The 21639-nt window shown below is 68.3% G+C and carries 25 protein-coding genes; 9 read left to right on the top strand and 16 right to left on the bottom strand.

Features of this window, described 5'->3' with window-relative positions:
* The first annotated feature begins 180 nt into the window (after window positions 1–180).
* The 3 genes from FBQ73_RS20120 to FBQ73_RS20110 are packed head-to-tail and all read left to right on the top strand — an operon-like array spanning window position 181 to window position 3147.
* Window positions 181–1182 carry an adenosine kinase gene (locus FBQ73_RS20120; RefSeq protein WP_138401271.1) on the top strand — a complete coding sequence of 334 codons (1002 nt, stop codon included), beginning with the start codon at window positions 181–183 and terminating at the stop codon, window positions 1180–1182.
* Window positions 1179–2471: an ATP-dependent DNA helicase gene (locus FBQ73_RS20115; RefSeq protein WP_138401270.1), complete on the top strand. Its 1293-nt coding sequence runs from the start codon at window positions 1179–1181 to the stop codon at window positions 2469–2471. Before FBQ73_RS20120 ends, FBQ73_RS20115 begins: the two co-directional genes overlap by 4 nt.
* Before the next feature lie 31 nt (window positions 2472–2502).
* A complete protein-coding gene (locus tag FBQ73_RS20110) occupies window positions 2503–3147 on the top strand; it encodes a hypothetical protein (protein WP_138401269.1) in 645 nt (214 codons plus the stop codon).
* Window positions 3148–3376: 229 nt separating this feature from the next.
* Here the strand turns inward: FBQ73_RS20110 and FBQ73_RS20105 are convergent, their stop codons facing one another.
* The 6 genes from FBQ73_RS20105 to FBQ73_RS20080 form a co-directional block, all read right to left on the bottom strand.
* The gene (locus FBQ73_RS20105) at window positions 3377–3643 is read right to left on the bottom strand and encodes a PIN domain-containing protein (protein WP_342780541.1); all 267 of its coding nucleotides are present in this window, start codon (window positions 3641–3643) and stop codon (window positions 3377–3379) included.
* Window positions 3644–3670: 27 nt separating this feature from the next.
* Window positions 3671–3901 (bottom strand): AbrB/MazE/SpoVT family DNA-binding domain-containing protein, encoded by a 231-nt coding sequence (locus FBQ73_RS20100; RefSeq protein ID WP_138401268.1) that lies wholly within the window; start codon window positions 3899–3901, stop codon window positions 3671–3673.
* A 63-nt stretch (window positions 3902–3964) separates the two neighbouring features.
* Window positions 3965–4834 carry a tRNA nucleotidyltransferase gene (locus tag FBQ73_RS20095; protein WP_138401267.1) on the bottom strand — a complete coding sequence of 290 codons (870 nt, stop codon included), beginning with the start codon at window positions 4832–4834 and terminating at the stop codon, window positions 3965–3967.
* 88 nt (window positions 4835–4922) lie between these two features.
* Window positions 4923–6311: an ATP-binding protein gene (locus FBQ73_RS20090; protein ID WP_392567247.1), complete on the bottom strand. Its 1389-nt coding sequence runs from the start codon at window positions 6309–6311 to the stop codon at window positions 4923–4925.
* Window positions 6308–7021: a response regulator gene (locus FBQ73_RS20085; RefSeq protein WP_138401266.1), complete on the bottom strand. Its 714-nt coding sequence runs from the start codon at window positions 7019–7021 to the stop codon at window positions 6308–6310. Before FBQ73_RS20085 ends, FBQ73_RS20090 begins: the two co-directional genes overlap by 4 nt.
* A 60-nt stretch (window positions 7022–7081) precedes the next feature.
* A complete protein-coding gene (locus tag FBQ73_RS20080) occupies window positions 7082–7633 on the bottom strand; it encodes a MarR family winged helix-turn-helix transcriptional regulator (RefSeq protein ID WP_138401265.1) in 552 nt (183 codons plus the stop codon).
* Window positions 7634–7846: 213 nt separating this feature from the next.
* Between FBQ73_RS20080 and FBQ73_RS20075 the strand changes: the two genes are divergently transcribed.
* Both FBQ73_RS20075 and FBQ73_RS20070 read left to right on the top strand, forming a co-directional pair.
* The gene (locus FBQ73_RS20075) at window positions 7847–8740 is read left to right on the top strand and encodes a branched-chain amino acid aminotransferase (protein WP_138401264.1); all 894 of its coding nucleotides are present in this window, start codon (window positions 7847–7849) and stop codon (window positions 8738–8740) included.
* A gap of 189 nt (window positions 8741–8929) precedes the next feature.
* Entirely contained in the window at window positions 8930–9754 is an 825-nt protein-coding gene (locus FBQ73_RS20070; protein WP_138401355.1) for a phosphatase PAP2 family protein, read from the top strand.
* Window positions 9755–9808: 54 nt separating this feature from the next.
* On the opposite strand, the gene FBQ73_RS20065 is transcribed toward FBQ73_RS20070, so the two are convergent.
* The 6 genes from FBQ73_RS20065 to lgt form a co-directional block, all read right to left on the bottom strand.
* The gene (locus FBQ73_RS20065) at window positions 9809–10762 is read right to left on the bottom strand and encodes a ribose-phosphate pyrophosphokinase (protein ID WP_138401263.1); all 954 of its coding nucleotides are present in this window, start codon (window positions 10760–10762) and stop codon (window positions 9809–9811) included.
* Between the two features lie 214 nt (window positions 10763–10976).
* The gene (locus FBQ73_RS20060) at window positions 10977–11657 is read right to left on the bottom strand and encodes a hypothetical protein (protein WP_138401262.1); all 681 of its coding nucleotides are present in this window, start codon (window positions 11655–11657) and stop codon (window positions 10977–10979) included.
* 187 nt (window positions 11658–11844) lie between these two features.
* On the bottom strand, window positions 11845–12396 hold the full coding sequence (locus FBQ73_RS20055) for an RBBP9/YdeN family alpha/beta hydrolase (RefSeq protein WP_138401261.1): 552 nt from the start codon (window positions 12394–12396) through the stop codon (window positions 11845–11847).
* Between the two features lie 29 nt (window positions 12397–12425).
* Window positions 12426–13193: a peptidoglycan editing factor PgeF gene (gene pgeF, locus FBQ73_RS20050; RefSeq protein WP_138401260.1), complete on the bottom strand. Its 768-nt coding sequence runs from the start codon at window positions 13191–13193 to the stop codon at window positions 12426–12428.
* 13 nt (window positions 13194–13206) lie between these two features.
* Window positions 13207–14310 carry a class I SAM-dependent methyltransferase gene (locus tag FBQ73_RS20045; protein WP_138401259.1) on the bottom strand — a complete coding sequence of 368 codons (1104 nt, stop codon included), beginning with the start codon at window positions 14308–14310 and terminating at the stop codon, window positions 13207–13209.
* A complete protein-coding gene (gene lgt / locus FBQ73_RS20040; protein ID WP_138401354.1) occupies window positions 14307–15125 on the bottom strand; it encodes a prolipoprotein diacylglyceryl transferase in 819 nt (272 codons plus the stop codon). The genes FBQ73_RS20045 and lgt overlap by 4 nt, the downstream gene beginning before the upstream one ends.
* 473 nt (window positions 15126–15598) lie before the next feature.
* Here lgt and FBQ73_RS20035 point away from each other — a divergent pair, with 473 nt between their 5' ends.
* A complete protein-coding gene (locus tag FBQ73_RS20035; RefSeq protein WP_138401258.1) occupies window positions 15599–15925 on the top strand; it encodes an accessory factor UbiK family protein in 327 nt (108 codons plus the stop codon).
* Window positions 15926–16244: 319 nt separating this feature from the next.
* On the top strand, window positions 16245–16745 hold the full coding sequence (locus tag FBQ73_RS20030) for a type III secretion system chaperone family protein (RefSeq protein ID WP_138401257.1): 501 nt from the start codon (window positions 16245–16247) through the stop codon (window positions 16743–16745).
* Window positions 16746–16888: 143 nt separating this feature from the next.
* On the opposite strand, the gene der is transcribed toward FBQ73_RS20030, so the two are convergent.
* From der to FBQ73_RS20015, 3 genes are read right to left on the bottom strand one after another with little or no spacing between them, the layout of a single operon-like run.
* Window positions 16889–18262 (bottom strand): ribosome biogenesis GTPase Der, encoded by a 1374-nt coding sequence (gene der, locus FBQ73_RS20025; protein ID WP_138401256.1) that lies wholly within the window; start codon window positions 18260–18262, stop codon window positions 16889–16891.
* 57 nt (window positions 18263–18319) lie between these two features.
* Complete coding sequence (locus tag FBQ73_RS20020; RefSeq protein WP_138401255.1) at window positions 18320–18583, bottom strand: hypothetical protein; 264 nt, start codon at window positions 18581–18583, stop codon at window positions 18320–18322.
* 10 nt (window positions 18584–18593) lie between these two features.
* On the bottom strand, window positions 18594–19307 hold the full coding sequence (locus FBQ73_RS20015; protein WP_138401254.1) for a tetratricopeptide repeat protein: 714 nt from the start codon (window positions 19305–19307) through the stop codon (window positions 18594–18596).
* A 337-nt stretch (window positions 19308–19644) separates the two neighbouring features.
* Between FBQ73_RS20015 and FBQ73_RS20010 the strand changes: the two genes are divergently transcribed.
* Complete coding sequence (locus FBQ73_RS20010) at window positions 19645–20454, top strand: PAS domain-containing transcriptional regulator (protein WP_138401253.1); 810 nt, start codon at window positions 19645–19647, stop codon at window positions 20452–20454.
* Window positions 20455–20606: 152 nt separating this feature from the next.
* Complete coding sequence (cowN, locus tag FBQ73_RS20005) at window positions 20607–20936, top strand: N(2)-fixation sustaining protein CowN (RefSeq protein WP_138401252.1); 330 nt, start codon at window positions 20607–20609, stop codon at window positions 20934–20936.
* Window positions 20937–21135: 199 nt separating this feature from the next.
* Here the strand turns inward: cowN and FBQ73_RS20000 are convergent, their stop codons facing one another.
* Window positions 21136–21630, bottom strand: a complete 495-nt coding sequence (locus FBQ73_RS20000) for a YaiI/YqxD family protein (protein WP_138401251.1) — start codon at window positions 21628–21630, stop codon at window positions 21136–21138.
* Between the last annotated feature and the right edge of the window lie 9 nt (window positions 21631–21639).

The raw sequence follows: 21639 nt of genomic DNA, 5'->3' as shown, positions 1-21639 counted from the left end.
CCCGATGGCCTGTTCTCTACGACGACAAAAGTGTCAAAAACAAAGCCTTGGCCGCAAGGGCAAGGCCAGGCGCCCTGATCAGCCTAGCCTTGAGGAACGAACGCAGGGTTAAGGCGAAGATTGCGCCGTCCCCTCGCCCAATGCTACGGCTCCGCCGATTCTTTACGGAGATTGCCCCTCGTGACCTCAAGCGCCCTCGACGTTCTCGCCATCGGCAATGCCATCGTCGATGTCCTCTCCCGCGCCGAGGAGGATGTGCTGGCCCGGCACGGCATGGTGAAGGGCGGCATGGCCCTCATCGACGAAGAGCGGGCGGAACAGGTCTACGCCGCCATGGGGCCGGGTACCGAGGCATCCGGCGGCTCGGCGGCCAACACGGCTGCGGGCATCGCCTCCCTCGGCGGACGCGCCGGCTTCGTCGGCCGGGTGAAGGCGGACACCCTCGGCACCGTCTTCGGCCACGACATCCGCGCCGCCGGGGTCGCCTATGCGACGACGGCCGCCGCCGACGGCCCCGCCACCGCGCGCTGCCTGATCCTGGTGACGCCGGACGGCGAGCGCACCATGAACACCTATCTCGGCGCCGCCCAACACCTCACCGTCGCCGACATCCATGCGGGCGAGGTGGAAAGCGCCGCCGTGACCTATCTCGAAGGCTATCTGTGGGATCCGCCGCCCGCCAAGAACGCCTTCCTCGCCGCCGCCCAGATCGCCCATGGCGCCGGGCGCAAGGTGGCCCTCTCCCTCTCCGACGCCTTCTGCGTGGACCGCTATCGCGGCGAGTTCCTGAACCTGATCCGGGCCGGCACCGTGGACCTCGTGTTCTGCAACGAGGGCGAGCTGAAATCCCTCTACGAGACCGCCGATTTCGATGCCGCCCTCGTCGCCCTGCGCCGCGATGCGAAGGAAGCGGTGGTGACGCGCTCGGAGAAGGGCGCCTCCTTCGTCACCTCCGGCGCGGTGGTGAGCGTGCCGGCCCATCCGGTGGAGAAGGTGGTGGACACCACCGGCGCGGGTGATCTCTTCGCCGCCGGCTTCCTCGCCGGTTATACGCGCGGGCTGGACCCGGCCACCGCTTTGCGCCTCGGCGCGCTGGCGGCGGGGGAGATCATCGGCCAGATGGGCGCGCGGCCCCAGCGTCCCCTCATCGACCTCGCCCGCGAGGCCGGCCTCCTGTCGTGAGCGATTTGCCGGCCGCTCCCGACGCAACGGATGCCGCTGGCCGGGCGCTCGCCGCCATCGACAGCCGCGCCCCGCTGCTGATGGTGCTGGGCGGCGCCGGCACCGGCAAGACCACCTTCCTGCACGCTTTGCGCAAGACCCCGCGTGGGCGGCAGGTGTTCCTCGCCCCCACCGGCGTCGCGGCGCTCCAGGCCGGCGGGCAGACCATCCATTCCTTCTTCGGCATCCCCCCGCGCCTTTTGAACCCCGACGAGGTGAAGCCGCGGGTGCAGGTGCGCCGCCTGCTCAAGAAGCTCGACCGGGTGGTGATCGACGAAGTGTCCATGGTCCGCGCCGACCTCATGGACGCCATCGACATTTCCCTGCGCATCGCCCGCGACACTTCCGAGCCGTTCGGCGGGGTGCAGATGGTGCTGGTGGGCGATTTCCTCCAGCTCCCCCCGGTGGTGCCCATGGCCGAGCAGGAGATGCTGGGCCGGATGGGCTACGAGGGCCCCTTCGCCTTCAACGCCAAGGCTTTGGCCGACCGCGAGCCGGTCGGCGTGCCGTTCACCCATGTGCACCGGCAGACCGACCGTGCCTTCATCGCCATGCTGGACGCCATCCGCCGCGGGCGCGGCGCGCGGGAGGCGGCGGAGGCCCTGAACGCCGCCTGCGTGCGCCCCCATCGCGACGGCGCCCTACCCGTGCTGCTCACCCCCACCAATGCCCGCGCCGACGCCTACAACGCCCGTGGCCTTGCCACCCTTTCGGACGCCGGCCGCGAATTCTCCGGCCTTTTGAAGGGCGAGTTCGGGCTGGAGGGCGACCGCCTGCCGGTGGCGGAGCGGCTGGTGCTGAAGCGCGGCGCGCGGGTGATGGCCCTACGCAACGATCCGGCGCGGCGCTGGGTCAACGGCTCGGTGGGCACGGTGGTGGGGCTGGGCGAGACCTCCGCCATGGTGAAGCTGGATGCCGGGCCGGTGGTGGAGATCGAATCCTTCACCTGGGAGCGCATCCGCTACGGCTGGGACGAGCCGGGCGGCCGCATCGAGGCGCAGGTGGTGGGCACCTACACCCAGCTTCCCCTCGCCCCCGCCTGGGCGCTGACCATGCACAAGGCGCAGGGCCTGACATTGGAAGACGTGCGCATCGACTTCGGCGACGGCGCCTTCGCCCCGGGCCAGGCCTATGTGGCCCTCTCGCGGGCGCGCTCGCTGGAAGGGCTGTCGCTGGTGCGGCCGATCCGCGGGCAGGATGTGCGCGTGGACCGGCGGGTGGTGGGGTTCATGGAGCGGTTTGAGGGGTGAGGGGGCAGAAATGCCCGGAGGGAGGTCGCCAGTGAGTACATTTTCCGACACAACGGTGATCGGACGGGCTTATCTGATTAGCTTCCTTTGGGTCCTTGGACTCTTCGTTGCTCTGACTTCCGTATCGACCATAGCGCACTTGGTTTTTTTCGATTTCATACATGGGAACCCGAACCGCTCTTATCAAAATGTTTTTGTCATTATAATATTAATGCAGCCATTTCTTTCGATTATTAATATAATTTTCGCGATTCTTGTTTTCGCGACACCACAGGCATTGCAAGCGTTTCTCATGAAAGTTTTGGTCCATTGCTTCGGCAAGCCGGCACGCTTCTGCGTCTTGCTCACGCTGCCCGCGATCGCCATCGCGACTTGGTACTGTTTTGATTATTTTACCCTTCACGACTTCAGTTTGGGGATAAATGCGGGTCTGGATTGGGAGCCATACCAGCACGGATTAACGCGGTCGCGTTATATGGTTGCGCTGATGGCACAGGCGCCCATCACGCTGTTCAGCTTCCTCTATGTCGAGGTCGCCGCGCGCAAACTGCAAACTAAGTGGGTCGTACTAACGGCCTTTGCGATCATAATTTCTGCCGGAATATTGATAGGGTACTCGGAATCTGAGAACCAAATCCGGCTTCAGAACGAGTGCTCGCAGGGTGATTTGTGTTAAGCTGTCGCGACCAAAGTCATACTTGAGAACGAGACTCAGCCCTCCTCATCCCCTGCATATGCCACCAAGGGCAGGAGTATTCACTTCCTCAACCCGGCCCAATCACCCTCAGCTTCGGAAAATACGTCTCGTACCGCGCCGCATCCCGCGTCATCAGCTCATATCCAGCCACGGCGGCATGGGCGCCGATGAAAAAGTCGGGGAGCGGCGAGGTGCGGGCGCCGCCACGCTAGCGGTAGGCGCGAAAGCATTTGCCGGCGAGGAACGCCGCCTCGAATGGAATAGGCTCGCGCTCGATCAGCTGCGCCGGCAAGGCGGCTTCCAGATCCTCGATGCGGGAGAAGCGCACCGAGACTTCCGCATAGACCACCGCATTGATGACAAGGCGATGCCGGTCCGCCGCCTCGGCCAGCGCGGCGCTGGACCAGGAGAACCACTGCGGATCCTCGGTGAGAACGTCGAGCAGGATGTTGCTGTCGATAAAGACGGTGCCCATCAGTCTTGCCGGGTCAGTCTTGGCGGGTCAGTCTTGGCGGGTCAGCGCCATGATGGCATCGGTGGAGAGCGCCACATCGCCCCGCCCGCGCAGCTGACGCACGAGGCGGGCGCCACGGCCGGCCTTGTGGCCTTGGGCCGGGCGCAGGGTGACCACCGTGCCGTCGAACTGAAATTCCACCTCGGTATCGGGCAGGAGGCCGGCCTTCACGCGGATGTCCGCGGGAATGGTCACCTGCCCCTTGGATGTGATGCGCATGGCTGCCTCCGGATTTCTTACCTTACCATGTAAGAAATATCGCGCACCCGGCAAGCCGCCCCCTCAAGCCTCCGCCCAGCGCTCCGACCGGAACGCCAGCGCAATCGCCTGAGCCCGCGCCGTAGCGAGGTCGTCGTCGTCCAGCCCCTCCCCGTCCACCGTGGCGCAGGCGGTGCGGGCGGCGAGCAGGAGGTCCACCTTGGGGTGGGTGTCGCCCACCTTGTCGCCATAGCCGAAGTAATCGCAGGTGGAGACCAGCAACAGCTTGGCGAACAGGTCCGGATCGCGGAAGGCGCCGGTGCGCTCCAGCATGGCCGCCACCGGACCGGCGCGGATGGGGGACACGCGCCCCACCCGCTCGCATTCCTGAAGCGCCAGCAGGGCGAGGTCGCGGCACACGTCCGGCAAAGCGAAGCGGTCACAGATGGCATGGATGCGGGGCAGGCCGCGCTCCATGTGGCGGTAATGCACCGGCAAATGCTCGCGCGGGGAATCCGATTTGCCCGCGTGCATCACCAGAAGCGCGAACCGCACCTCCAGCGGCGCGTTGCGCCGGGCCGCCTCGGTCAGCGAATTCAGGATGAGAACGCCGAGGTCGATCTCGTCCGCCGTATCGGTGATGTGCGGCACGCCGAACAGGGAGGACACCTCCGGCAGAACGATCTCCAGCACCCCGCATTCGCGCAGGGCCTTCACCATGGCGGCGGGGGCCGGGGCCATCAGGCCGCGCGCCAGCTCCGGCCACATGCGGGCGGGATCGAGGGCGTCGAGCGCGCCCACCTCCATCTGCTCGAACATGAGGTCGAGGGTGTCCTCGTCCGCGCTCGCGTCCTGTTGGTTGCTCTCGGCGATGAGGGCGGCAAGGCGCAGCAGCGCGAGACCGGGATGGGTCTCGATCATGTCCTCGATGCGGAAGGGGGGCGTCTCGTCCATCCGGGAATAGGACCATCACACCCGGCGCGAAGGCAAGCCCATGAAAAAGGCATGCCTATAACTTAAGCGATTGAGGTTTGGCGCGGCCTCACACCGGGATGCGCACGGTGGCCCGCAGCCCGCCCATGGGACTGTCGGCGAGGATCACCTCCCCACCATGGGCGCGGGCGATGTCGCGGGCGATGGAGAGGCCAAGGCCCGAGCCGCCGTCATCCTGGTTGCGCGCATCATCCAGCCGCAGGAAGGGGCGGAACACCTCCTCGCGCTTTTCCTCCGGAATGCCCGGCCCGTCGTCGTCCACGCTCACCATCAGCCAGCGGGCGTCGCGGGTGCCGGTGATGGCGACGCGGGAGGCGTGGCGCACCGCATTGTTCACGAGGTTGCCCACGCAGCGCTTGAGCTGGTCGCCCTTCACCTCCACCAGAGGCGGGCCCATGAAACTCGCTTCGGCGATGGCGCCGTCGCGCTCGGCATTGAGGCGCAAATCCTCCAGCAGCGCCGCCATGTCGGTGAGGGCGGCCTGCTCGCCGGGATCGCCCCGGGCGAAGGCGAGATAGGCCTCCAGCATGCCGGCAAGCTCGTCCACGTCCTTCTTCAGAGCCTCGGTCTCCGGCCCCTCCCCGAGGAAGGCCAGCTCCAGCTTGAAGCGGGTGAGGATGGTGCGCATGTCGTGGGAGACGCCGGCGAGCATGGTGGTGCGCTGCTCGATCTGCCGCTCGATGCGCCGCTTCATCTCCAGGAAGGCGATGGCCGCGCGCCGCACCTCGCGAGCGCCGCGCGGGCGGAAATTCTCCACGTCCCGCCCCTTGCCGAAGGCCTCGGCGGCGTCCGCCAGGTTCTCGATGGGGCGGATCTGGTTGCGCAGGAACAGGATGGCCACCGTCAACAAAACCAGAGATGTCCCCACCATCCACAGGATGAAGATGTGCGAGTTGGAGGCATAGGCGGCGTTGCGCGGGGCGAAGATGCGCAGGACCGCGTCATCCATCTTGATGCGCACCTCGATGAGGTTGGAGCGCCCCACCGTGTCGATCCACACCGGCTGCTGGATGCGGCGGCCGATCTCCCGCGACAGGGAGCTGTCGAGCACCGAGAAGAAGGGCTTCGGCCCCGGCGGCGGCAGCGGGTCCGGAGGCAGCACGGTGACGTTGAGGGCAAGGTTGCGCCAAGCGACACGGCGCAGCTCGGTGAAGTCCCGGTCCTTGGGCAGAAGGTCGTAGAGCGCCACCACCGCCGAGATGTCCTGGCTGACGGCTGCGGACAGGCGGCGGGTGACGGTATTGTAGTGGCGCTCCATGAACACGAACGCCACCACCGACTGCAGGATCACCATGGGGGTGACGATGATGAGCAGCGAGCGCGGATAAAGCCCCTTGGGCGTTACCCGGTTGAACCAGGCGGCAAAGCGGGTGTTGGCGTCCCTCAGCCAGCCGCCGAGCAGGCGCAGTCCGGACGGCCCGCTCTCCGCCACGCTCAAGGCGTCACCACCAGGCGATAGCCGATGCCGCGCACCGTCTGCAGGAACACCGGATTGGCGGGATCGCGCTCCAGCTTGCGGCGCAGGCGGTTCACCTGCACGTCCACGGCGCGCTCGCTCGCCGCCCCGCCGCCGGCGAGAGCCAGGCGCGGCACGGTCTCGCCCGGGGCCTCGGCCAAGGCCCGCAGCATGTCGCGCTCGCGCTCGGTGATGCGGACGATCTCGGTATTACGGGTCAGTTCGCCCCGCTCCAGATGAAAGGCGAACTCGCCGAAGCGCACGCTCTCGATGGCCTTCTGCGCCGGCGGCAGCGCCCGCTTCAGGATGGAGCCGATGCGCAGCAGAAGCTCGCGCGGCTCGAACGGCTTGGCGAGGTAATCGTCCACGCCCGCTTCCAGGCCGGTGATGCGGTCGGAAGTTTCCGAGCGGGCGGTCAGCATCAGGATAGGCACGGCGGACGAGCGCCGCAGGTCGCGGGCAAGGTCGAGCCCGCTCTCCCCCGGCATCATCACGTCGAGCACCAGGAGGTCGAAGGCGAGGCCGTCCAGCCGGCTGCGCGCCTCGGCGGCATTGGCGGCGGTGGTCACGCGGTAGCCGTGCTCGGTGAGGAAGCGCGACAAGAGGGTGCGGATGCGGTTGTCGTCGTCCACCACAAGAAGATGCGGCGCGTCATCGGCGACGGGCACGGGCGCGGCGGCGGCATCAGACATGGGGGCGCTCGCAGGTCACGGTCCAACTCAATGTCACGGTCGAGGTCACGCCCGACGCGGTCACGCCGGGCGGGCCCGGGCCGCGCGGTCGGCGCGCTCGATGAGGCGCTCCACCGCGGCGCGATCCTCCGGGTCGATCATGGCGAGAAGAAAGCGCTGCACCGCCTCCCGGCCGTCCGGGCCGCTCGCCTCCAGCGCCGTGGCCATGCGCCGGCTCTGCAGGCCAACGAACTGGCGCGCCAGCGCCTCGCCCTTCGCGGTGGGAAACAGCAGGCGCTGGCGGCGGTCCGAGGATCCCGCCCGGCTTTCCACGAAGCCTTCGTCCACCAGTTCGCGCAGCACCCGGCCCAGGCTCTGCTTGGTGATGCGCAGGATGTCGAGCAGGTCTGTCACCCGCATGCCGGGGTGCCGGTTCACGAAATGGACAACACGATGATGCGCCCGGCCGAAGCCGATGGGCGCCAGGATCTGGTCCGGATCGGCCACGAAGTCCCTGTAGGCGAAGAACAAAAGCTCGATGAAATCGACCAGCGGCAAGGCGGCCGCCGTGTCCTCGACCACCGCGGGAGCGGGAAGAGGCGCGGGGTCCAGGAGAGAATTTATGTCAGCCATGTTGACTTTTTCGTTCTGATCGTTACTTCAGGAGCCAGTTCCACGAAATGATCGGTCGTCCACCCTCTATACAAGGTTCGATCATTTCGTGGCTTTGCCGGCTTCCTGAGCAGGCGTAAAGATATCCCCATGCGGCATCGCTGGAAAGCCACGGTGGACGCTCCTGGGGAGAAGCCGCGCGGACGACGCGGTCGAAAAAAGGAGTTCGAGATCATGAGCGCGCAGGGTGTCCCCTTCGACCAACGTGACGGCTGGATCTGGTACGACGGCGTGTTCGTGCCGTGGGCCGATGCCAAGCTGCATGTGCTGTCCCATGGCCTTCACTACGGCAGCACCGTGTTCGAGGGCGAGCGCGCCTACGGCGGCACGATCTTCAAGAGCGCAGAGCATTCCGAGCGCCTGCGCCTGTCCGCCGAGATGCTGGATTTCACCATCCCCTACACCATCGGCGAGATTGACGCGGCCAAGAAGGCCACGCTGGAAAAGAACAATCTCGTGGATGCCTATATCCGCCCCGTGGCTTGGCGCGGCAGCGAGATGATGGGCGTCGCCGCCCAGAAGAATACCATCCACCTCGCCATCGGCGTGTGGGAATGGCCGAGCTATTTCGACCCCGAGCAGCGCCTGAAGGGCCTACGGCTCGACCTCTCGGAATGGCGGCGGCCTGATCCCGCCACCATCCCCTGCAAGGCGAAGGCGGCCGGTCTCTACATGATCTGCACCATCTCCAAGCACCGGGCCGAGCGCCGCGGCTTCGCCGACGCGCTGATGCTCGACTATCGCGGCTATGTGGCCGAGTGCACCGGCGCCAACATCTTCTTCGTGAAGGACGGCGTTATCCACACGCCGACCCCGGACTGCTTCCTGGACGGCCTCACCCGCCGCACGGTGATCGACATCGCCCGCCGCCACGGCATCGAGGTGGTGGAGCGCCACATCAAGCCGGAGGAGCTTTCCTCCTTCACCGAATGCTTCATCACCGGCACCGCGGCCGAGGTGACGCCAGTGGGCTCCATCGCCGACTGGCACTTCGCTCCCTCGGGAATCACCCATCAGCTGATGGACTCCTACACCGCCGAGGTGCGCCCGAAGCAGCAGGCCGCCTGAGGCCGCTATCGGGCAGGCATGAGGAAAGGGCGTCGCTTGCGCGGCGCCCTTTTGCTTTCGCAGGGGCAGGTTACGCCGGGGGAGAGCACGCCTTGAGCCCTGCCCCACGGCGCGACCGGAGCGTCACGCAAACGTCATCCCTTACCACAAGGTGTTGACGCTCCAGCCGAAGCGCGCCACACCTTGCGCGTGAGCGCGCACCCCAGAAAATCCTTCCTCCTCGCCGGCCTGCGCCGTCTCGAAGCCGTGCCGGTCATCGGGCCCATGCTGGCCTCGGTGAGCGGCATGGAGCGGGCGACCCTGGCCGTGCTCGGCTTCGTCGCCATCGCCTTCTACGTCTTCATCGAAGTGGCCGACGAGGTGATGGAGGGCGCCACCGGCGGGCTCGATCGCGGCATCCTCCTCGCCCTGCGCAATCCAGCCGACCCGTCCGATCCCATCGGGCCGCCGTGGCTGGAGGAGGCCATGCGGGACTTCACCGCCCTGGGCGGAACCAGCGTGCTCACCCTGCTCACCATCCTGGTGGCCGTATTCCTGACCATGACGCGCAAACGCCATGCGGCTTGGCTGGTCCTGCTGTCGGTGGCGGGCGGCACCGCCTTGTCGCAGATCCTGAAATGGGGGTTCGATCGGCCCCGCCCCGACCTCGTGCCCCACGGCATGGCGGTCTACAGCCAGAGTTTTCCCTCCGGCCACGCCATGCTCTCGGCGGTGGTCTATCTGACCCTGGGGGCGCTTCTGGCACGCACCCAGGCGCGGACGCGGGTGAAGGTATTCTTCCTGGGCTCGGCGGCGGCGCTCACCGTCATCGTCGGCATCAGCCGCATCTATCTCGGCGTGCATTGGCCCACCGACGTGCTGGGCGGCTGGGCCCTGGGCGCGGCCTGGGCCTGCTCCTGCTGGCTGCTGATGCTATGGCTTCAGCGCCGTGGCGAGGTGGAAGGCGAGACCGAGGGCAATGGGATGGACGCCCGGGCCCGTGCCGAGCGAACGGCATCGCAAGCCGATCGATAGGCGGACTCGTCCCAATGGGACCCGAGCCCGCCCTCGTAACAATCGACCAAATGGTCAGTCGAACAGGCTGGACACCGATTCCTCGTGCGCCGTGCGGGCGATGGCCTCGCCGATGAGGGTGGCAATGGACAGCACGCGGATGTTGCGGGCCACGCGCACCGCCTCGGTGGGCTGGATCGAATCGGTGATCACCAGTTCCTTGAGCTTGGATGCGGTGATGCGCGCCACCGCCCCGCCCGACAGCACGCCGTGGGTGATATAGGCGTGCACTTCCTTGGCGCCACGGGCCAGCAGGGCCTCGGCCGCGTTCACCAGCGTGCCGCCCGAATCGACGATGTCGTCCACCAGGATGCAGGAGCGGCCTTCCACGTTGCCGATGACGTTCATCACCTCGCTCTCGCCGGGGCGCTCGCGGCGCTTGTCGACGATGGCGAGCTGGGCGTCGATGCGCTTGGCCAGCGCGCGGGCGCGGACCACGCCGCCCACGTCCGGCGACACCACCATGACGTTGGAGAGGTCGAACCGTTCCTTGATGTCGCGCACCATCACCGGGGCCGAATAGAGATTGTCGGTGGGGATGTCGAAGAAGCCCTGGATCTGACCGGCATGCAGGTCCAGCGTCATCACCCGGTCGGCGCCAGCATGGGTGATGAGGTTGGCCACCAGCTTGGCGGAGATGGGCGTGCGCGGGCCGGGCTTGCGGTCCTGCCGGGCGTAGCCGAAATAGGGCAGCACCGCCGTGATGCGCTTGGACGAGGCCCGGCGCAGCGCATCGATGATGATGAGCAGTTCCATGAGGTGGTCGTTCGCGGGGAAGGCCGTGGACTGCACCACGAACACATCCTGCCCGCGCACGTTCTCCTGGATCTCGACGAAGATCTCCATGTCCGCGAAGCGCCGCACCACCGCTTTGGTCAGCGGGGTGGCGAGATAAGCGGCGATGGCTTCAGCGAGCGCGCGGTTTGAGTTGCCCGCGACGAGCTTCATGGATCCGTTCTCCGCTGACATGGTCGCTCCGCCCCGGCCGCGCCGGGAGCTGATCGAAAGCTTGAGGCGTTCTGATAGGCGGGCCGTCACAATCTTGTAAAGGCCCCAAGGCATCGGCGAACACGCTCGCGTCCTGCCGGATCGGCGGGAAAACGCCGTGTGAAGGCTGGGTCAGGCCGGCACAGCCTTGGTGGAACAGGATTTCCGGCGTTGTGGCCGTCCCCTGCCGCCGCCGTCAGTTGCCCGCGTATGCCAGGGCTGCGGAGGGCGCAGAGAAAGCCGCGACGGGCACGCCCGCAGGCTCGCCCGGCGCCGGCTCGGCGGCGGGAGACTCGGCCGGAGCGGATGCCGCGGTCGCCGTGGCCGGTTCCGACGCCGGCTGCGGGGTGCCGCCGACCCCGAGGGTCTCGGCCAGGCTCGCCATGGAGCGGTTGGCCACGCGGGAGAGCACCGCATCGTCGCAGGCCGCCCAGCCATTGGCGAGGCCGCCCTTCACCCTGCCGGCCGGCTCCTCGCCGGCGACGCGGGCGACGCGGGTCTGGTTCTGGTCGTAGACATCCCAGGCGTAGGAGACGGAGGCCTTGCCCTTGTCCACGTGCAGGGCAAGGTAGCCCTTCACCCGGTAGGTCGCGCTGGTGCTGCGCGAGACCACGGTCACCTTGCGGTCCTGCGCCTCGCTGGTGAGCTGGCCCACCAGCTTGTCGAAGGTGGCGGGGGGCGGGCCGTCAATGGTGTCGAAGGCGAGGGCGCGATTGCCTGAGGAGGCCATGCCGGAGCCATCGGTCTGGCAGGCGCCGAGCGCGATGCACAGGGAGAGGCCGGCGATGCGCGCCAGGGTCCGGGTCCGGCTGGCGGAAAAGACGAACGGCCGGTGCGCGCGCACCTCCGGAACGGCTTCTGCCTCGTATCCCCGCATGGTGGCTCCCGGCGCTTGTCTCGTCACCGAAGGCGTAGCGGGAAACGGAGGCCGGGTCCAGAAAAACGGTTAAGACGCGGTTAACACGGCTGTGAAACCGAGCAAACTCAAGGGAAGGCGCCCCTCCGGCCGGCCGGTTGGCGGCGCGGAAAAAGTTCTAAGCTTTGGTAAAGATACCGCCCCGCGCTCACTTCAGCGACTGGAGCAGGCCAAGGAGGCGCATGGACCCTTCCGGCCACGGCCCGTAGCCGGCATCCGCATTGATATGGCCGGCGTCCCCCGCATCCACGATGGCTGCGCCCCAGTCGAGGGCGAAGCCCTCCGCCCGCGCGTAGCTGCAATAGGGGTCCGTGCGGCTCGCCACCAGCACGGAGGGAAACGGCAGCGGCGCCGTCGGCATGGGGCCGAAGTTCGCCACCATCGGGTCGAGTTCGGGCACATCAAGATCGGGAGGCGCGACCAGGAAGGCGCCCTTCACCTTCCCTTCCGGCAGAAGCGGCGCGGCATGGAGCAGGGTCGGCACGCCGAGGGAGTGGGCGACCACCACCACCGGCTTGTCCGCCGCCACCACCGCCGCCACGAGGCGGCGCGGCCAGTCCTCCCGGTCGGGCCGGTCCCAATCCGCTTGCTGCACCCGGCGGGCGGTGGAGAGGCTGCGCTCCCACCGGCTCTGCCAGTGATCGGGGCCGGAGCCCTGCCAGCCGGGCACGATGAGAAGGGCGGCATCGGTGGAGCGCATGCGTCAGTCCGGGCAGGTTCAGGCGAGGGTTAGGCCAAGGTGATGGCGGCGATCAGCCGGCCGTAATCGGCTTCCTTGCGGTGGGTGGTGCGGCGATAGGAGAAGAAGCGCGCCTCGTCCGCATAGGTATCGAGGCCCAGATCCTCAATGAAGCCCACGCCGGCCTGCTCCAGCCGCAGGCGGATGAAGCCCGGCAGGTCGAACAGGGCATGGTGGGCCCGGTCCGCCGGCGCGAAGAAGCGGGCGAAGCTTTTGTCCTCGGAAAGCAGGCGGGCGACGAAATCCTCCCCCACCTCGTAGCTGGGCTGGCGGATGAGCGGGCCGATGACGGTGCGGATGTTGCCCCGCTTCGCGCCCTGCTGCTCCATCAGCGCCACCGTCGCTCCGATGATGCCGGACACTGCGCCCTTCCAGCCGGAATGGGCGGCGGCCACCACGCGGGCATCGGGATCGGCGAACAGGATCGGCCCGCAATCGGCCACCGCCACCGCCGCGCCGAGGCCCACCGTGGTGGTGACGATGGCATCGGCCTTGGGGGCGTCCTCGCGGGTCCAGGGCTGGGTGGCCAGAACCGGATCGGCCGAATGCACCTGCCACAGGGCCAAAAGCGCTTCCGGCGCGATGCCGATCTCCTGCGCCATGCGGGCGCGGTTCTGAGCCACGGCAGTCGGATCGTCATTGGAGCCCATGCCGCCGTTGAGGCTGGCATAAAGGCCGGTCGAGACCCCGCCCTGCCGGGTGAAGAAGGCATGGCGGATGCCGGGCAGGGCCTTGAGCGAGGGGGCCTCGATCTTCATGACGCGAACCTCATCACACCCATTCCTCGGTCGAATCGAACGCGGGCGGCAGCCCGATTTCAGGATGGGCGAGGACGAGCACCTTGAACAGACGCCCCATCTCCCGTGCCCCGTCCCCCGCCAGCCGGCGCGCGGCGGCATCCACGCTGGCTCGGACCTCCGCCGGCGCATCGCGCTTCAGCCGCTCGGCACGCTGGGCAAGGCCGAGGCGGGCGAGGAACGCCCGCTGCTCCAGCGGCCCGAAGGCGCGCAGCCCCGCCTCGCGGCCGATGCGGGCGAGAGCCGCAAAATCCACATGGGCGGTGAGGTCGGCGTTCCCCGGCGCGGACAAAGGATCGGCGAAGCGATGCTGTTCCAGCGCCTGGAAGGTGTCGCCATAGCCGCCGGCATGGCCGTAATCGATGATCAGCGCCGCCCCGCCCTGGGTGTTCAGCCGCGCCGAAAGCACCCTTGCCGGGCCGCTCTCCAGATGCTCCAGCACCGCGCCCTCGGCGGGTGGGGGCAGAAGGGCGGCGAAGGCGGGCGCGACCCGCGACGGGGCGGGATCAAGGCCGAGGACGAGCCGGCCTTCGTCATCGAGGCCCACCCGCCGCTCATGCCAGTGGCCAGAGCGGAAGACATATTGGTCGATGGGCAAGGCATCGAAGAATTCGTTGGCAAGCACCAGCGCCGGGCCGGCCGGCACCTCCTCCATGCGGTCGTGCCAGGCCACATGGTCCGCGTAAGCGGCGAGGGTGCGCGCCTGCGCCGCCCGCAGAACCGGGCTCGTCTCCACCAGATGGATGCGCGCCGCCGCGCCGAAATCCGGCACCAGCCGGGCCGCGCGCAGGGCGTCGGCCATCAGGGTGCCGCGGCCGGGGCCAAGCTCCACCAGGGCGAAGGCGGCTGGCGATCCCATGGCCTGCCACTGGGCCACCGCCCACAGGCCGAGCAATTCCCCGAACATCTGGCTGATCTCGGGAGCGGTGGTAAAATCGCCCCGCGTGCCGAGGGGATCGCGCGTCATGTAATAGCCGTGGCGCGGATGGCCGAGACACAGCGCCATGTAGCGGCTCAGGGGCATGGGCCCCTCGGCGGCAATGAGGGCGGCGATGTCCTGAGCGAGGGGCGTGGTCACGCGGCCGGCTTGCGCTTCAGGGCGTAGAGAAGAAGGCCAGCACCGGCGACAACCAGCGGCACCGACAGCCACATGCCCATGGTGGTGCCGAAGGCGAGATAGCCGAGCTGCGCGTCCGGCTCGCGGAAGAATTCTCCGATGATGCGGGAGATGCCATAGCCGATGCCGAAAATGCCCGCCGCCACCCCCGGCCGCTTCAGCCCGCCGAGGCGCACCACCACCAGCATGATGAGGAACAGCACGATGCCTTCCAGCGCCGCCTCGTAAAGCTGGCTGGGATGGCGCGGCACCGGGCCGCCATGGGGGAAGACGATGGCCCACGGCACGTCGGCCAGCCGGCCCCACAGCTCGCCATTGATGAAATTGGCGAGGCGGCCGAAGAACAGGCCGAGCGGCGCCACAACGCCCGACACGTCCAGCAGCGACATGACCCGGATGCCGCGCGACCGGGCGAACAGGACAAGGGCCACCAGCGTGCCGGCGAGCCCGCCGTGGAAGGACATGCCGCCCTTCCACACCGCCACGATGTCCTGCGGGTTCGCGGCGAAATAGGCCGGATTGTAGAACAGCACATAGCCGAGCCGCCCGCCCAGGATGACGCCCAGCGTCGCCCAGAACAAAGCGTCGTCGAGGTCCTGCGGCGTCATGGGCGAGGTGCCGCCCCACAAGGCAGGGCGCGCCACCAGCACCCGCGCCAGCAGCCAGCCGAGGACGAGGCCGGCGATATAGGCAAGGGCATACCAGCGAATGGCCAGCGGACCGAGCTGGATCAGGACCGGGTCTATGGCCGGGAAAGGCAAGGCGAAGGTCGGCATCTGATCCCCGGAATGCACTACCGCGGCGGGCGCCGTCATGTGCCGCGCCGGAGGCTGCGCCGTCAAGCCGGCCCGAACGGTGGGGCGGTGGGACCCCTGCTCGCCATCCCCGCACCAGCCTGCCCCCTCTCCCGCGTGCGGGGGAGGGGTGGGGAGGGGGCAGAGGCGTCGGGATCGAACACCGGCGGTAGGGATGGCGCAGAGGGCCTGCCCCCACCCTGCCCTCCCCCGCAAGCGGGAGAGGGTTCTCGGGTGCGCCCGGTCGAAGCCGCTGCTCTTAAAACTGAGACACGGGCCCGAGGGCGAGGCCGGCGGCCGAACCCACGCGTCGCAAGCCGCGAAAGGACGGCGGTGCTGCCGCTTCGGGGTGCGGCGCCGCCGCGCACCCACCCCGCCGACCTGCTCCGCACTTGCACGCGCGCGCTCACCTCGCCATGTTCAGCGCCAGGCGCGACGCACGCGAGGAGGCATTCATGACCCAGACAACCGGCCGCATTTTCGACGAGATGGCGCGTCTCGTGAACGACGCCGCAGGGGTCGCCCAGGGCGTGCGCCGCGAGGCCGAGACCGCCATGAAGGCCCAGATGGAGCGCTTCCTGCGCGACATGGACCTCGTGAAACGCGAGGAGTTCGACGCCGTGAAGGACCTCGCCGCCGCCGCCCGCGCCGAGAGCGAAGCCCTCGCCGCCCGCGTGCTGCGGCTGGAGGCCGCCCTTCTGGCCCACACCCATCCCACGCCCGCAGGCCACAGCGGCCCCGCCGCCCCGGCCGACTCCACGGTAACGGGAAACCCGGCCTGACAAGCGACAAATCGTCTCGGCCTACCGCACCGCAAAAAAGCCGTGGTGTCAGGCCAGACAAGATACAATCTGTCGTAGCGGGACAATCTTGACCCGCGATATACTGATTTTCGTGGCGATTCGGAGCCGGTTCGTCGTATCTGGCGTACGACGGGGCGCAGCCTCGCCAGGAAGTCCATCTTGGGTTATGACCTGCGATGGGCCTCCGCCCGGCACGCCGCGACGCGCATGCCACGTGGCCTCGTTCGCCAAATGGCCTGATACGCGCAGGTGCCGCGTTCGACCCTCTCCGCGTTCCTCACACCGCGAGGTCGAGGCCATGTCTCTCATCGACATCGAAGCCGAAGCGCCGGCGAACCCCGTAGATCTTGTGGAGCAGCTCGCTGCCCTCAATGACTGGTCGTTCGAACGCTCCGACGAGGACGAGATCACCCTCTCGCTCACCAGCCGCTGGACGGACTGCCACGTCTCGTTCCAGTGGATGGACGAGCTGGAATCCCTGCATCTCGCCTGTGCCTTTGACTTCAAGGTGCCCGATGGGCGCCGCGCCGAGGTGCTCAAGCTCCTCGGCCTCGTCAACGAGCAGATGTGGCTTGGCCATTTCGACATCTGGTCGCAGGAAAACGTGATCATGTTCCGCTACGCGCTGGTGCTGGCGGGCGGTGCCACCGCCTCCGACCGGCAGTGCGCGGCCATCCTGGATGGCGCCCTCGACGCGGTGGAGCGCTATTATCCCGCGTTCCAGTTCGTGGTCTGGGCCGGCAAGACGGCCAAGGAAGCCATGGAAACCGCCCTGTTCGACACGGTAGGCGAGGCCTGATCAAGACGGCCGGCGCGGATCACCCGCCGGCCGCTGCCTGATCCTTACGTTACGGAATAACAAAGCCGCTCAGCTCCGGCGCATCCCGCCCCGCGCGCAATCCGCGACGGGGGTTTCTGCGTGGGATCACGCCTTGCGTCGGGTCAATCCGCGTAGGGATTGCCCTTCTCCCGCAGCGTCAGGCGGATCGGCACGCCCGGCAGGTCGAAGGTCTCGCGCAGGCCATTGACCAGATAGCGGATATAGCTCTCCGGCACCGCATCGGTGCGCGAACAGAACAGCACGAAGGACGGCGGCCGCGCCTTGGGCTGGGTCATGTAGCGCAGCTTGATGCGCCGGCCCGACACCGCCGGCGGCGGATGATTGTCGGTGACCTGCTGCAGGAAGCGGTTCAGCGGATTGGTGGCGACGCGCTTGTTCCACACCTTGTGGGCGGAGGAGATGGCGGCCACCAGCTTGTCCAGCCCATGGCCCATGAGCCCCGACACCGGCACGATGGGCACGCCCTTCACCTGCGGCAGCAGCCGGTCCACATCCTCGCGCAGGCGGGTGATGAGGCCGCCGCGGGCGACGAGGTCCGACTTGTTGTAGCCGATGACAAGGGCCCGCCCCTCCCGCGCCACCAGGTCGGCGATGCGCAGGTCCTGTTCCTCGAAGGGATGGGTGGCATCCACCAGCAGCACCACCACCTCCGCGAACTTCATGGCGCGCAGGGCATCGGCGGCGGAGAGCTTCTCCAGCTTGTCCTCGATGCGCGCGCGTTTGCGCAGGCCGGCAGTGTCGAACACCTCCAGCTTGGTGCCGGCATAGGTCACTTCCACCGAGATGGAATCGCGGGTGATGCCGGCCTCCGGGCCGGTGAGCAGCCGGTCCTCGCCCAGAAGGCGGTTGATGAGGGTGGATTTGCCGGCGTTGGGCCGGCCCAGCACCGTCACCTTGATGGGACGGCGCGGCTTGTCGTCCGCATCCTCCTCAAGCTCGGCGTCGGCGTCCTCGTCTTCCTCCGGCTCGGGCTGGGTCTGTTCCGGCAGGGCGTCGCAGATGGCGTCGTAGAGGTCGGACAGGCCCTCGCCGTGCTCGGCGGAGAACGGCAGCGGCGTGCCGAGGCCGAGGGCGAATGCCTCAAGGGTCCCCGCCTCGCCGCCGCGCCCCTCGCTCTTGTTGGCGAGCAGGATCACCGGCTTGCCGCACTTGCGCACGAGGTCGGCGAAGGCCCGGTCGGTGGGGGTGAGGCCGATGCGGGCGTCGATCATGAACAGGATGGCGTCGGCATGGCCGATCGCGGCCTCGGTCTGGGCGCGCATGCGGCCTTCAAGGCTCGCGGCGTCCGCCTCCTCGAGGCCGGCGGTATCGACGATGCGGAAGGAGAGGTCGCCGAGGCGCGCATCCCCTTCCCGCCGGTCGCGGGTGACGCCGGGACGATCGTCCACCAGCGCGAGCTTCTTGCCCACGAGGCGGTTGAAGAGGGTGGACTTGCCGACGTTCGGACGCCCGACGATGGCCAGGGAAAAGGTCATGAAATGGGCTCTTTGGCCGAGCTTGCGAACGTCCGGCCGGTCAGGTCGAGAAAGGGGTCAGCGTTGCTGCTGGCCGCCCTGGGGCGGCGGCGGAAGCTGGTCGACGGAGACGTTGGCGTTGCTCGGCTGGCCGAGGGGCGTGCCATAGTCCACGCCGGGCACGCCGGTGGGGAACACCGGCTGACGGGTGCCCGACAGCGGCTTCTTGGGCTGGTCGAACGGGTTGAACTTGTCGAGGGCCTCGCAGCCGGTGGCGGCGAGCGCCAGACCGAGGCCCAGTGCCAGCTTGACCGACCTGAAAACGCGACTGTCATTCGTCATCGGCGGGTCCTCATTGGGTGGCCGCGCCGCCGGGGGCGGCGGGGGTGGGCGCTGCCGATTCGGGCGCGGCTGGCTCGGATCCGGTGCCGGCAGTGAGGCGGCGGATCAGTTCCGCGCGGGAGCGCACGCCCGGCGGGGTCTCGCTGTCGGAGGTGATGTCGGTGGCGGTCTTGTTGGCGGCGGCGGCATCGCCGGCCTTCAGTTCCGCCAGCGCCAGCGCCTCGCGGGCGGAATTGCGCAGCGGCCCGGTGCCGGCGGCGATGGCGGCCACCCGCTGCTTCACGTCGGCGAGGCTGGACGTATCCACGAGAATCAGCGCGGCGCGCAGCTGGGCCAGCTCGCGCACCAGCGCGGGCAGGCTTGCGTCAGCGGCGATGGCGTCGAAGGCGGCGACGCCGGCGGCCTTGTCCCGCGCGGCCGCTGCTGCCGCGCCCCGGAACAGGGCCAGAGTGCGGTAGCCGGCCGGACCGTCCTTGGCGAGGGCACCGAAGGCGGTCTCCGCCTCCTGCATCTTGCCTTCGTCAAACAGGCTCACGGCGGACTGGAAGGCGGTGCTCGCCGCCACCGCCTGCTGGTGCCGCCAGTATTTGTATCCGCTCCAGCCGCCCGCGCCCACGACCACCAGCACGATGGCGGCAATGATGAGCCCGCCAAAGCGGTCCCACAGCTTGCGCAGGCGCTCGCGCCGGAGGTCTTCCTCGATCTCGTGAAAAATATCGGTCATGGGGTCCGCGACTTGCGATGAGCCGGCGTGCCGGCAAAAGGGCGCGTAAAGTACCCATGCGGCTTCATCGTGGCAAACGCGGCGATTCAAGGGCCTTCGCGCCAATCGATGCGCTTGGGGGCGCGTGAGGCTGCACAATAGCAGGGGCCGCGCGGCGATCGAGTGAAACCGTCCCGGCACGGGCCGAAGATCAGGGTGGCCGGCAGGCCGACGCCGCAGCTCCCGCGCCGCGCCTCCCGCATGCAAACCGGCTTTCTGCCGGAAGAAGTCCGGCGCAAAGCTCTATAAGGTGGCGGTGCCCCGATGCGGGCAGGGATCGGGAGCAAGATCGCGGACCATGGCCGAGACACAAGCCGCACGCCCTTCGTCGCCGGCCGCCCAATCTTTCGAATATCGCCTGCAGCGCACGCCCGTGGGCGTGGTGCTGCTGAATGCCGACCTCACCATCCGCTCGGTGAACCCGGTGGCCATGCGCCTGCTGGCCCCGCCGGGGCAAAAGCTGGCGGGCGTGGATATCCTCTCCCTCCACCCCGATGAGGCGCGGGAGAAGGTCGCCTTCCTCATCGAGCGGGCGCGAACCTCGGCGGATGGCACCTCATCGCTGGTGGTCACCACCGCCATGGGCAGCCTCATCGCCAAGATCAGCCGGCTGGAGGAGAGCCCGGACGGGCCGGTGGAGGGCTTCTGCATGATGATCCACGCTTTGGCGGAAGCCCCGGTGATGGGCCGGACCCGGGCGGACGATGCCGACGCGCTGGCGGTGGAGGGCCTCGCCGTGGCCGGGGAAGCGGCCATGAAGGCCCTGTGCCCGCTCATGAAGCTGCCGCTGGTGCAGGGCAAGGGCGACCTCATCAGCCTCATCGACGTCAACGAGGTGGTGTGCCTGGTGGCCCAGGGCCATTATGCGGAGGCGCGCACCCTCCACTTCTCCGCCTTCTGCCCGCGCCCGCTGGCGGATCTGGAGCGGCGGCTGGATCCGGCGCTGTTCGTGCGCGTCCACCGGCGCTACCTGGTCAATATCCGCCATGTGCGCGCCGCCACCCGCGAGGACGGCGCCTGGCATCTGGTGATGGCCGACACCGCCCGGACCCGCGTGCCGGTAAGCCGCGGCAAGGTGGAGGCGATCCGCCGGCTTCTGGCGGTTTGACGCGGCCTGTGCGAGACAGCCAATGCCGTTCGTGCAGCCGGGATGCCGTTGGTGCAGGACCCCCGTGGGTCGCGCCTTGTCGATTGAAGGGCGCCCCTGCGCCGCGCACCGTCCCCTCAAGACGCCGTCCGGCGCTGAACATGGGGACACAGATGGACCAGCCCACCGCCGGCTTCCCGGCCTTGCATTTCGAGCTTGAGCAGCCCGACCGCTACCTGACCTTCCAGGGCATCGATTTCGAAGGCAACATGCGCCGCGTGCTGGCGCACCTTTATCGCTATATCGACGATCCGGCCCACGGCAACGCCTTCTGGGACCGCTTCAAGGCGCGTCTCGAGGCGGCGGAGGCAGGCGCGGCAACGATCTGCGACAAGCTGCTGCTGCTCCACTCCCATGTCTATTACATGGTCGACCTGTTCGAGGAGCAGGAGGACGAGATCGCTCTCGCCGACCTCAAGCGGCTGGAGGAGGAGTGTTTCTGAGCCTCGGCCCAGATGGGCGCTTGCAGCCCATGCAGCCGCTCTCCCACTGTCATGGCCGGGCTTGTCCCGGCCATCCACGCGGACAGGCTGCGAACGGCTTTCCAACGCTGTCTCAAGCGGTTCGGCGTGGATGCCCGGGTCAAGCCCGGGCATGACGGGGTGATCGCGATTATACTCTTTTGAGTTTCCAAACAGGCGCTCAGCCGTCCTGCCCCGGCGTTCCGGTGGCAAAGCCCGCCCGCTTCAGGCGCACGATGGCCAGGTCGAGGGCCGAGAGGAAGGCCGAGCGGTCGCGCGGGCCGAAGGGCTTCGGCCCGCTGGTGACCGCGCCGGCCGAGCGCAAATCCTCCATCAGGTTGCGGGTGGCCAGCGCCATGCCGATGGAATCGCGGGTGAACGGCCGTCCGTTGGGGGCGATCACGTCCGCCCCGGCGGCGACGCAGCGGGCAGCCAACGGCACGTCAGTGGTCACCACCACGTCGCCCCGGACGGCGCGGCCGGCAATGAAGTCGTCGGCCGCGTCCGGCCCCGCCGGCACGGTCACCCGCTCCACCAAAGGATGGCGCGGCACCGCGATGGGGGTGTTGGCCACCACGAAGACCTTGAGGCTATGGCGGAAGGCGACCTTGTAGGCCTCCTCCTTCACCGGGCAGGCGTCGGCGTCGATGTAAAGGGCGATGGGGGCGTCACGCATGGGCGGCCT

The organism is Xanthobacter autotrophicus (genome assembly GCF_005871085.1).
Lineage (GTDB): Bacteria > Pseudomonadota > Alphaproteobacteria > Rhizobiales > Xanthobacteraceae > Xanthobacter > Xanthobacter autotrophicus.
Note: the sequence above shows the minus strand (reverse complement) of the source record. Positions and strands in the feature narration are given on the sequence as shown.